The 11,369-nt window shown below is 44.5% G+C and carries 12 protein-coding genes; 4 read left to right on the forward strand and 8 right to left on the reverse strand.

The genetic code is table 11. The features are described from left to right. Positions 1–381 precede the first annotated feature (381 nt). On the forward strand, positions 382–543 hold the full coding sequence (locus Q8P86_00515; GenBank protein ID MDP3996162.1) for a hypothetical protein: 162 nt from the start codon (positions 382–384) through the stop codon (positions 541–543). On the opposite strand, the gene Q8P86_00520 is transcribed toward Q8P86_00515, so the two are convergent. From Q8P86_00520 to Q8P86_00545, 6 genes are all read right to left on the reverse strand, one after another. Further along, positions 540–1,766: an N-acetylmuramoyl-L-alanine amidase gene (locus tag Q8P86_00520; protein MDP3996163.1), complete on the reverse strand. Its 1,227-nt coding sequence runs from the start codon at positions 1,764–1,766 to the stop codon at positions 540–542. The two genes, Q8P86_00515 and Q8P86_00520, sit on opposite strands and share 4 nt — an antisense overlap. A 229-nt stretch (positions 1,767–1,995) precedes the next feature. Further along, positions 1,996–4,176: an elongation factor G gene (gene fusA, locus Q8P86_00525; protein MDP3996164.1), complete on the reverse strand. Its 2,181-nt coding sequence runs from the start codon at positions 4,174–4,176 to the stop codon at positions 1,996–1,998. A gap of 177 nt (positions 4,177–4,353) precedes the next feature. After that, on the reverse strand, positions 4,354–4,872 hold the full coding sequence (locus Q8P86_00530; GenBank protein MDP3996165.1) for a hypothetical protein: 519 nt from the start codon (positions 4,870–4,872) through the stop codon (positions 4,354–4,356). 205 nt (positions 4,873–5,077) lie between these two features. Next, positions 5,078–5,548, reverse strand: a complete 471-nt coding sequence (gene rpsG, locus Q8P86_00535) for a 30S ribosomal protein S7 (protein MDP3996166.1) — start codon at positions 5,546–5,548, stop codon at positions 5,078–5,080. Positions 5,549–5,645: 97 nt separating this feature from the next. Beyond that, entirely contained in the window at positions 5,646–6,053 is a 408-nt protein-coding gene (gene rpsL / locus Q8P86_00540) for a 30S ribosomal protein S12 (GenBank protein MDP3996167.1), read from the reverse strand. A gap of 177 nt (positions 6,054–6,230) precedes the next feature. Beyond that, positions 6,231–6,869: a site-2 protease family protein gene (locus tag Q8P86_00545; GenBank protein ID MDP3996168.1), complete on the reverse strand. Its 639-nt coding sequence runs from the start codon at positions 6,867–6,869 to the stop codon at positions 6,231–6,233. Positions 6,870–6,982: 113 nt separating this feature from the next. Between Q8P86_00545 and Q8P86_00550 the strand changes: the two genes are divergently transcribed. Together Q8P86_00550 and Q8P86_00555 are read left to right on the forward strand one after the other, a co-directional pair. Next, the gene (locus Q8P86_00550) at positions 6,983–7,225 is read left to right on the forward strand and encodes a bL28 family ribosomal protein (GenBank protein ID MDP3996169.1); all 243 of its coding nucleotides are present in this window, start codon (positions 6,983–6,985) and stop codon (positions 7,223–7,225) included. Between the two features lie 103 nt (positions 7,226–7,328). Beyond that, positions 7,329–7,973 carry an HD domain-containing protein gene (locus tag Q8P86_00555; protein MDP3996170.1) on the forward strand — a complete coding sequence of 215 codons (645 nt, stop codon included), beginning with the start codon at positions 7,329–7,331 and terminating at the stop codon, positions 7,971–7,973. Between the two features lie 57 nt (positions 7,974–8,030). Here Q8P86_00555 and Q8P86_00560 read toward each other — a convergent pair whose 3' ends face one another. Next, complete coding sequence (locus Q8P86_00560) at positions 8,031–8,912, reverse strand: MBL fold metallo-hydrolase (protein MDP3996171.1); 882 nt, start codon at positions 8,910–8,912, stop codon at positions 8,031–8,033. A gap of 215 nt (positions 8,913–9,127) precedes the next feature. Between Q8P86_00560 and Q8P86_00565 the strand changes: the two genes are divergently transcribed. Continuing rightward, positions 9,128–9,733 (forward strand): Fe-Mn family superoxide dismutase, encoded by a 606-nt coding sequence (locus Q8P86_00565; protein ID MDP3996172.1) that lies wholly within the window; start codon positions 9,128–9,130, stop codon positions 9,731–9,733. A 116-nt stretch (positions 9,734–9,849) separates the two neighbouring features. Here Q8P86_00565 and Q8P86_00570 read toward each other — a convergent pair. Next, a partial coding sequence (locus Q8P86_00570) for a ComEC/Rec2 family competence protein (GenBank protein ID MDP3996173.1) occupies positions 9,850–11,369 on the reverse strand: 1,520 nt, incomplete at its 5' end.

Consider the following 11,369-nt stretch of genomic DNA (forward strand, 5'->3'; position numbering starts at 1 on the left):
AATCCGCGTCTTTCTTTTCAATTTCGGCTACGTCTTTGCAAAAATTATTCAACAGATACTCTGTATATGCCTCATAATTTTTGCTTCGCCTCGCTCGAAATTGAAAAGAAATCCATCGGAAGCGAGTTTCGTAACTCAAAGTGTTTATGGTCAACATGGCAGGTTGGCCAGTGTATAACTATAATGATAGTACCCCAAACCGAACCTCACGGCATTGGCCGCTTATGCTACTTCATGTTATAAGCGCGGTAAAGAAGAGGTCTTGACCGCTGATTAAAGGCATTCTCATTTTTAAGAATACCCCAAGGGTACACGCAGAGCAATAAAAATCTGTGGATAACCGCACAGAGCATGTCAAAAAACCCTAACACTTAGATAGGCATGCTCCTTACGGAGAGCGTTTCGCGCGCCGATTTCGCAAAATTCGGTAAAAAATGGCTCATCTTCGGTCAGAGCACCTCGGTGCACTTCCCTCATCTTCACCATTTTTCTCACGAATTTTGGAAAATCGGCATCGCGATAGGGTTTTCAGACATGCTCTAATTATTGTTCAACGCCGAACGAGTCGCGGAGCCGACAAACCCAGTCGCGGGAATATTGTTTATTTCCTGAAATGTTTTTACGGCCATTTCGGTACAAGGTCCAAAATAGCCGTTTAGGGGACAGTTACGCGAAGTTTTTCCCTTTGGAGGGTAATGTCCTTCATACGCCAAAAAAGTTTGCAGATGCCAAACATCAGTGTCTTTTTTCGCGTCAAGACCGATGTCCCGGCTAAACTCATGTCGCAGATAAGGTTCAAAAGTCCTTCTTCCATCACTTTCACCTTCAAAGAAATCCAGAAGTCCATCGTATGTAAGCCACGCTAAATGATTAAGTGTCTTCTCCCTTATTGAAGCCGGATGTAGAATTGACTCGTAAATATAGCCGAGTTCCAGAAAAAGAGAAGCGGCATCCAAAGTGTTTGAAGCTCCTATCGCTATGAGCCACTGTTCGGGCACCAAACCTCCGCTTTCCGCGGGCAAATTACTCGTAGGATAGAAGCGTGAAATGGAAGATAAGACCTTTTCTCCTATGGCGCGAGAGGCCTTGGCGTTTGAGTACTGTTCCTCCGGAACATATATGGCAAAACCACTGTATTTGCCCACGGAGTCACTTTTCTTTTTTGGATAATCGTTAAAATGTATATGAATGACGATGTCAACATTTAAGTCATTGGCCCATTTGTTGATGCCGTAAAGCATGAAAGCCACTTCACCGGGAGCTTTGTTGTGCATCACCCCCTTATGAGGGTCAACCAAACCTTCTAATATTAGATTCGTCATTTCCACTTTTTTATCGGTTATAAAAGTATTGATTTCTTCCCTGTGTGAATGCAGATATTCAATGAAACTTGTGTTGTAGCCGAATGTGTTTCTCAAAAGAATCGGGTCAAAGTTTCCGTCTTGCGTCAGAAGTTCAAAAATTTCCTCGGCCACCACCGCGTTTAGGTCTGTTTCTTTCGCGTCGGCAAATCGCGTTCCCACAGTTCCTTCGTCATGGCCCGGTACCACCAAAATTCGGACTTTGTTGTTAGTTCTTTTTGAGTCGCCATATTTTTCCTGAAGTTTTTCGGAGGTGACGCTGTGTATAAAAAAGATGGAAGATACCGACTCTTTTATCTTATCCTTTAAGGAAGAAACACGAAATAAAACCTCTTGGCTATTTGAAAAAACCAAAAGGGCGACAACAGCAAACATTAAAAACGTGATTTTAATATTTTTGCTCATTTTCTTTAATTGCGAAATACGGCAGGCACCTCCCCCCCACGAGGAAAGTCACAAAAAAGTGACTAGAACCGGGCAAGCGCCCTTGGAGCGGTCACTTTTTTGGGAGCTTTCCGAGGGGGGAGCAGGTGTTTAGTAATTCACAGTCATCTACAAATTGTAACACAAAAAAAACCGCCCATCCGACATAGTGGCGAACGGGCGGTTTGACAAACCGTTTGTAAATTTCTTTCTATTTTCTTTTTTCAATTATCTCTTGCGCCACATTGACAGGCACTATTTCATAGCGAGAAAATTCCATATTGAAACTGGCGCGTCCTTCCGTCATGGAGCGCAAAGTTGTTATATATCCGAACATTTCCGCGAGAGGAACTTGGGCATGTATGACTTTGTCCATTCCGCGGTCCTCTATGTTTTCCACATGTCCGCGCTTTGAAGAAAGGTGGCCGGTAATGTCACCCATGAACTTTTCCGGCGTAATGACTTCCACCTTCATTATCGGCTCAAGCAAAACCGGTTTTGCTTTTCTGGCCGCTTCCTGAAACGCTTGAGAAGCCGCTATTTTGTAAGCGATTTCAGAAGAGTCAACATCGTGATAAGAACCGAAAGTCAATTCGCAGGAAATATTTGTTATTTTGAAACCGGCCAGAATACCCCTGTCCATTGCCTCGCGCACCCCCTTTTCAACGGCCGGAATGAATTCCTGAGGAATCACACCCCCTTTGACGGAGTCAATGAACTCAAAGTCCTCGTAACGTTTAACGTTTTTGGGGACCTTGGCTTCCGGGTCAACCGGTTTCATCGGCTTGATATTTATCATTACGTGGCCGTATTGTCCTTTACCTCCCGTCTGCTTTATGTATTTATTCTCAACTTCGGCCGTGCCGGTTATCGTCTCTTTATAGGCCACCTGCGGTTTTCCTACGTTGGCTTCAACGCTAAACTCGCGTTTCATTCTGTCCACCATGATTTCAAGCTGAAGTTCTCCAACGCCCATGATAAGGGTCTCTCCTGTTTCCTGGTCTGATTTGACTTTAAACGTCGGGTCCTCGTCAGAGAGACGTTTTAGCGCGTAACCCATCTTTTCCTGATCGGCTTTGGTTTTAGGTTCAATACGCAAAGAAATAACCGGTTCAATAAATTTTATAGGATGAAGGACAATCGGAGTTTTCTCGTCGCACAGAGTGTCGGAGGTTCTCGTTTCTTTAAGTCCCACGGCGGCGGCTATTTCACCGGCAAACACTTTCTTGACTTCTTCGCGCTTGTCGGCTTGCAAACGCACGATGCGGGAGAGGCGCTCTTTGGAGCCGGTTGTGGAGTTGTAAACATAAGAACCGGATTCTACCGTGCCTGAATACACTCTGAAAAATGTGAGCTGGCCGATAAACGGATCGGACTGCAGTTTGAAAGCCAAAGCAGAAAACGGCCCGTTGTCGTCCGCCTTTCTTTCTATTTCGCCTCCGGTTTTCGGGTCGGTGCCTTTGACGGGAGGCACGTCAAGAGGAGATGGCAAATAGTCAACAACCGCGTCAAGTACAAGCTGTACGCCTTTATTCTTAAGAGCAGAACCGCAAAAGACCGGAAAAATTTTTACATCCACCACCGCCTTGCGAAGCGTCTTTTTCAAGTCGTCCAAAGAAATGCTCTTGCCTTCAAAATAGTCCCCCATGAGTTTCTCGTCGTGTTCAACTATTTTCTCCACAAGTTCGGCGCGATATTTTTGAGCCGACTCCAAATATTCTGCCGGAATCTCCGCCTCTCGGACTTTGTTGCCCATTTCTCCTTCAAAATAAAAGGCCTTCATTCGTAAAAGATCTATTATGGCCTCAAAACCTCCCTCCTCCCCTATGGGAATCTGCATTCTGACCGCGCTTTTGTTTAGACGCTCTAAAATTGATTTATATGAACGTTCAAAAGAAGCTCCCATTCTATCCAGTTTGTTTATAAAACAAATTCGGGGAACATTATACTTGTCCGCCTGCTTCCAGACAGTTTCTGACTGTGGCTCAACGCCAGCCACACCGTCAAAAACAACAACTCCGCCGTCAAGTACCTTAAGAGAACGCTCCACTTCAACAGTGAAATCCACGTGTCCGGGCGTATCTATGATGTTAAATCGGTGTCTGTGTTCCTCGGCTTTTTTCTTTTTCTCTTCGTCGCTTGAGATTGAAACCTCCGACAATTCGTAAGTCGGCGTCCAAAAACAAGTTATGGCGGCGGCGGTTATGGTTATGCCTCTTTCTTTTTCCTGCTCCATCCAATCGGTTACCGCCTCGCCTTCGTGCACTTCGCCTATTTTATGAGACATTCCGGTATAAAAAAGCACCCGCTCGGATGTAGTGGTTTTTCCGGCATCAATGTGGGCTATGATGCCGAAGTTTCTGACGAAGGGTAATGTGTAGTCGCGTTCCATAAAAAATTAAATTGAGAACCGAGAGTTAAGCGCGTGGCGTTTAGAAAAGAAAAATCCGCCGAAGCGTAAAGAGTAGAGTACAGCAAATCGGGTAAAAATGCAATTTTTACGGTAGAACTTGCCTTAAGCTTTTTTCATATCAAAATTGGCAGGCAGGTATATTTGTACATTCATTTCCTAAAAGCCGGAAAATGCCGCTAAAAGCCAAAGTCCCACTATTACAAGCGCTATTACAGTTACCAAAGAGACATTCTTTTTGTGTGGGTCTTCTGATAACGTCATTTCCCTCTCACGGCAAGTCATAACCACAAGAAAAGAAGCGAAACAAATGATGACAATGGAGCCAACCGCCTTCCAAAGCACTTCGCCCTTCATTACTTCCCATATTGCCAAAACACCCAAAAGAGCCAGTACGGCGGCCGAAACTATAAGAGTGCCAATCATTATCCTTCTTATGTTGCCGAAAGCAGGGTTCACGACAGCAGGTACGATTAAGCCATCGGCGGGTTTGTTGTCCATAAACCGTCCGGCAATCATTATAATTATGGAAATGACGGACAAAAGGCCGAGAGTCAAAAACGATTTATAAATGACGTCCCCGTCAAATATTTCCCAAACGCCAAAAACGGAAATGGCTGAAAGAATAAAAACCACCGTTATAAAGAAAAAAGAAACGCCGTCTTGTATTGTTTTCATGTTGATAAAAATTTACCTTCTAAAAGGTAAATTTAGTATAGCAGTAAAACCGAAAATGAAAAGCGTAGTTATTCACTTTCTAAACAATGTTCAACGGAGTTTTTTAAAGCTCGGTGATTAACGCGTCCTTCAAAATCCTGACAACGGCCAGCGCGGGAGCGCGCGGAAGAAGCAACGAAGAAATTGAGCAAAAAGACCGCAAAAACTACCAAGCAAAATGGGCAAAGGCCTTATTGGCTTCGGCCATCTTATGCACATTCTCTCGTTTTTTGATTGCCTCGCCTTCGTTTCTTGCCGCCGCCAAAAGCTCGTCGGCAAGACGCGTCTTCATAGGAGAACCTTTCTTGTTTCCCGCCGCTTCTATAATCCAGCGGAAAGTCAAGGAAAGCCGACGTTCCGGTCTAACCTCAACAGGTACCTGATAGTTTGCGCCTCCAACACGACGGGAGCGAACCTCCATATTGGGGCTTACATTTTTTAAAGCCATAGTGAAAACCTCCAGCGGATTTTCCGTTTTGCCTTTTTCCTTAATCACATCAAAAGAACTGTAGACAATTTTTCTGGCCACCTCTTTTTTCCCTTCCTTCATAATGTAATTTATGAACTTGGCGACAGTATCCGAATTGTATTTCGGATCCGGTAAAGGTTTTTTTCTGTTTTTTACTTTTCTGCGCATGTTGTATAGCGTATAGCGTGTAGCGTGTAGCGTGTAGCGTGTAGCGTCAGAGTATTTCTTTTCCGGCGTTACACGTTACAAGTTACACGTTCTGCGTTTATTTCGGCCGTTTGGCCCCATATTGACTCCTCCCCTTCTTTCTATTCTCCACTCCGCCGGCGTCCAATACTCCGCGGACAACGCTGTAGCGGAGTCCGACGTCTTTAACACGACCTCCTTTTAACAAGACGACGGAGTGTTCTTGCAGGTTGTGCCCCATTCCCGGAATGTAGGCGGTTACTTCCATGCCGTTGGTCAGTCGCACGCGAGCGATTTTTCGGACAGCCGAGTTTGGTTTTTTGGGAGTTTTGGTTGTAACCTTTATGCAAACCCCTCGCTTAAAAGGCGACTGAAAAAAAATCGGCCTGTTTTTAAGGGTGTTAAAGGAACGAGTTAAAGCCACCGATTTTGATTTGCGGTGCAATTTCTTCCTTCTGTTTTTTACAAGTTGGTTTGTTGTCGGCATAGAACATATAATGCGAACCTGCGAATAATTATGCGAATACTACGGAAATCTATAATGCGAACCTACGAACTATGCGAATACTACGAATAAGAAGAAGGTTTTCGTAGTATTCGCATTCCCGTTTGTAGTATTCGCATTATATTACTTAAACGTACGCACCACTCTAACCCATTACCCTCAAAAAAGCAAGGCATTAAGTCCCGACTGACCGGCCAGTAACCGAAAAATATAAACAACTACGGGAAAAAGGAACTTCGAAAGCGCAAAAAGAAAGAAAAGAAAAAATACAAACCAATACCTCTCCATTGTCTCACGGATATGGTAATAACGGCCGGGCAGGATGGAAAAAAATATTTTAGAACCGTCAAGGGGTGGAAAAGGCATAAGATTAAAAACGGCCAAGACCAAGTTTATGATTACAACCAAAGCGCTTATCTGAATAAAAGACGGTGGCAAAAAGGACAAGATATCGGAAAAACGAATTAAAAGGACGAAAAACACAGCTATGACCACGTTGGACAAAGGGCCGGCGACCGCGACTATGGCTTCCCCCCATTTCTGGTTTCGCAAGTTGAAAGGATTAAAAGGGACGGGCTTGGCCCAACCCACGACAAAAGGCGCGCCGGAAAAGACAAGAATAACGGGAACAAGTATTGAACCGAAAAGATCCAAATGAGGCAAAGGATTTAGAGTCAGCCGTCCGGCCATTTCAGCCGTGTGGTCGCCTTGCCATTTGGCGGCATAACCGTGCATCACTTCATGTATGATAACCGACACTATAAGTATGATGATTGAAAAAAGGGTGATGGTTTGCATGTTGCTAAATATGGGGAATATGATAACATACCAAAACGCAAAACGTGTAACTTGTAACGTGTAACGCCGGAAAGGTCTGACGCTTCACGCTATACGCTATACGCTATACGATTATGGCTAAAATTTGCCCCATCACCCAAAAAACATCAAAAGTTCGCGGCGGGTATTCAAACCGCACTCGCGCCACTCAATTCAATCCGACCGGCAAACGTCGCAGCTATGCCAATCTTCAAAAAAAGAGGATTTTTGTGCCGGAACTGAATAAGACCTTTATTTTAAACATTTCCACAAAAGGCCTGAAAACCATAAACAAAAAAGGCGCTTACGCGACACTAAAAGAAGCCGGCGTGATTTAGAGCATGTTTGAAAATTTAAATCGGAAAGTTAAAGAAACGGCCGAGGCCGTTTTTTGTTTGCTTGAAGAATTAGTGTATATTATTGGGAGAAGAAAGGCCAAAAATGAGTTTACTGAATGACTCCCTGTCCTTTATAAAGGACTTCATCGGACCGATGCTTCGGCTAAAACGAAAAGTTTTCTTCCCCGGTATTCGCCGGCGGGAAACACTTGCCGAGCATATCATAGGGCTTCTGTACTTCGCGGAATTTTTTGTGAGAAGAGAAAAGCTTGACTTGGATATCCACAAAATTCGCGAGTATATTCTGGCCCACGACATGCAGGAGCCGTTTACTCCACACGCTCAAAACACCGGCTTTGACATTTGCAGATTCGGCGCGCCACCTGCTCTTATAAGGGACAAAAAAAGAGTAGAGAGACAGGCACTTATGCTTATCTGTCGGCAATTCAAGGAACTCGACGCAATGACTGACAGTAATCATAAGTACGAGGAGCAAGACGACGATGAAAGCCGTTTCGTCAAAGCTCTGGACGCTCTTCTTCCGATGTTAAACATCGTCTTGGACAAAGGAAGAACTAATCATGTTGACAATATCACTTTTCAACAGTGGCGCACCGACCGAGAGTGGCGGATAAAACAAAGTCCGCCACTCTGGAAGTGTTACAAAGAGGAAGTGCTTCCTCTTATCGTCAAGAATGAGCGTGAGCTTTTTGCGCGGGAAACAGCGCAACAAAAGCTCCCTCTTTAGTTATTGACTGTTGGCGAATAACTCGCCAAATCCTTCGCCTTTCGTGGCGAAGGATTTTTATTTTTTTAATTTGATTTTATTACCGTCTGAAGTAAAAGTGATTCTTCCTTTATCGTATGTTCCGAGAATGGGAATGCCGAATTTCTCAAAAATTGAAACGACTTCGTCGTGCGGGTGACCGTAGCGATTGTTTTCTCCAGCAGAAATAACCGCGAACAAAGGAGAGGCAAAGCCCACAAAAGTTTCAGAAGAAGATGTCCGTGAACCGTGGTGGCCCGCTTTCAAAACATCAACGTCCACGCTTTGAGGCGACAGAGCCGTGACATAATCCTCTATCGCTTTAGACGCGTCTCCTGTCAGAAGAAAAGAAGTTTCTCCGTGTGTCAGGCGAGTAATTACGGAAGCATCATTGGCAGATCCTCCGGACGACAAATCTCGGTCGGGAAACAATACGGTCAAATAGGTTTCTTTATCTAAAACAATTTTCATTCCGCGCCGCGCCGTAAGGCGCGGTGCTTCTTTTTCCGCCAATTCATTGTATGTTTCGTAGACACCCGTTTCCGCGCCGACTCCCGACTCAAGAATAAGTCCGATGTTGAAACGTCTGAAAACTTCCGGAAAACCCCCGATATGGTCGGTATCAGGGTGAGTGGCAATCACAACATCAATACTTCTGTCGTAAAAAGGCAAGACACCTCCGAGTTCTCTCAAAACCGCTCCGGTACCTCCGGCATCAACAAGCGCCTGTCTTCCGTTGGGCGCTTGTATGAAAACAGCATCTCCCTGCCCGACATTTAAAAACGAGACGGTAAGTGCCCCATTTTCCCCTCTTAACGCCGACAGCCATATGAAAACGTTGGCGACGAAAAGCACGGCTATGATGATTAAAGGTAAAAAAATGAAAAACTTTTTCATACGGTTTTCATCGCTTGAGTTCATGATATGATTATGGGACTGTTGCCGAATAGGCTTTTGAGTTGATTTTTTCAAAATTCGAGCGAGACGAAGTTGAAAATTTTTGGCTTAATGCCAGCGGTATTGGCTAAAAATTTTCAACAAGTCGTAGCCGAATTTTGGAGAAATCAGCCAAAATGGATATTCGGCAACAGTCCCATTATAAAACCAAATCGGTTAAAAGTAACTAAAAAAACCCCATGGAACAATTCAAACTCGCGGAATTTAACATTCCTAAACTCAAAGGAATTTCGGAGAAAAATATTGAGGAGCATTTGAAGCTCTACGCCGGATACGTGAAACACGCCAATCTGATTTTGGAAGCGATAGAAAAAAGCCCCTCTAACGAGCTCGCCGCGGCCGACGCGTACGCGTCGGCCGAACTCCAGAGGCGTTTTGCTTTTGAATTCAACGGAATGAGAAACCACGAATACTATTTCCGTTCTTTTGAAGAGGGACCGAAAAAACTTTCAGAAAATAGCGGATTGAGAAGTAAAATTGAAAGCGATTTCGGCTCTTTTGACAGCTGGCTCAATCGTTTTGAGGCGACAGCGAAAACCCGCGGCATCGGCTGGGCAATGCTCCTTTACGATCCGGTATCGGAGAAACTTTTAACCAACTGGGTGGACGAACAGCATATAAATCAGCTAAACGGATGCAAAACTATCTTGGCTCTTGATATGTGGGAACATTCGTTTGTGGCCGATTACCAACCAAGTGGCAAAGGACAATATATTGACGACTTTTTCGCCAACCTAAATTGGGAAGTGATTGAGACAAATTTTAGCCATAAGCGTATAGCGTGAAGAGTCAAAATCGTGTAGCGCGAAGCGTGTAGCGTAAAGCGTGAAGCGTGTAGCGTCAAAATCATGTAGCGCGAAGCGTATAACGTGTAACGCCGGAAAAGAACTACTCCGACGCTTCACGCTACACGCTTCACGTTATGTGTTACACGTTTTGCGTTTTGCGCATACCACCGGCGGAGGAAAATCGCGAAGAGGAAGTAAACCACGAGCACGAGCCAAAATGGAAAATAAGGAACGGAAACGGAAGCAAACGGCAGAGAAGCGAAAATTTCGGTAACGCGAAGTTCGTACCAAAGCATAGCGTAAGCGATGTAGCCGAAGGGTACCGAAAGCCAGAAAGATATCCAGCCCAAAGCGCCGGTAAGAGCCCCGAAAAGCATAGTCATAGGAATAAGGGGCAGAACAAGCGCGTTGGCAAAAGGAGCGACGAAAGACAGCTCCCCCATCATCCACAAAATCATTGGCAGTACGAAAATCTGCACGGCAATAGTTGTGGAAATAATTTCTCTGATTGACCACTTTTTCGGCAACTTCTTAAACCAGCGTTCCGCGACGGGTGTTCCGTATATCACCCCCAAAGTGGCGACAAAAGACAGCTGAAAAGACGGGTCAAAAACCAAAATTTTCGGATTCCACAAAATCATTGACGCTCCGGCCAGAACAAGAGCGTGAGTTATCATATAAATACGGCCGGTTGCTCGTGCCAAAAGAGAGAGCAGAGCCATTATGGAAGCCCTGACCACAGTGGCTCCGGCACCGACCATAATTGAAAAACAGAAAATTAGAATTACGCTCGCCACAAGCGATAGGCGGTTTGAAAACACTCTTTTTATAAATCCGCCCGCCGCTCCCGCGACAATCATTATGTTGTAGCCGGAAAGAACCACGATATGAATCAGCCCGACTACGCGAAAACTGTCTAAAAGTTTTTCACCAAGCGACTGCTTGGCGCCGACTATGAGTCCGGCGGCCAAAGCCGAAGCAGGTTCTGGTATAACTCGGGAGATGTTCGCGACAAAAGAGTTTTTTAAGGAAAAAAGTTTTTCTTTAAGCCAAAAACCGTTGCCCGTGGAAAGAAGTTCCATTTCGGGAAAAAACATCTGATACCGAATGTTGTCTTTGGCCAGATAGGAAACATAATCAAATTCTCTTCCGTTTTCATTTTCAAAGTTTTCCGGTTTTTGAAGCGTGCCGGAAATTCTCAAGCGAGAACCGTATCCATACTCCGGCAAAAGAGGCGTGATTATTAAAAATCCCTCTTTTATAAGGTCCCTTTTTTCTCCTGAAATCAAAGTATCGGCTGATAATGAAAGACGAGCACTCTCTTCTCTTTTATCCGGCTCCTGTGTTACCACTCCTTCAACAATGACTTTTTCTTCGGTCAAATTTTCAAGGACTGGATTTACCTGCTGTTCTTTTATTTCGTACCGAAAAATGCCGAAACCGGCGGCTACAATAAAAACAGGCAGAAATAAAATGACGCGATTATTGATTGACTTTGAATTACGAAACTCCAAATCCGCGTCTTTCTTTTCAATTTCGGCTACGTCTTTGCAAAAATTATTCAACAGATACTCTGTATATGCCTCATAATTTTTGCTTCGCCTCGCTCGAAATTGAAAAGAAATCCATCGGA

The organism is bacterium (assembly GCA_030699905.1).
Lineage (GTDB): Bacteria > Patescibacteriota > Minisyncoccia > Phycocordibacterales.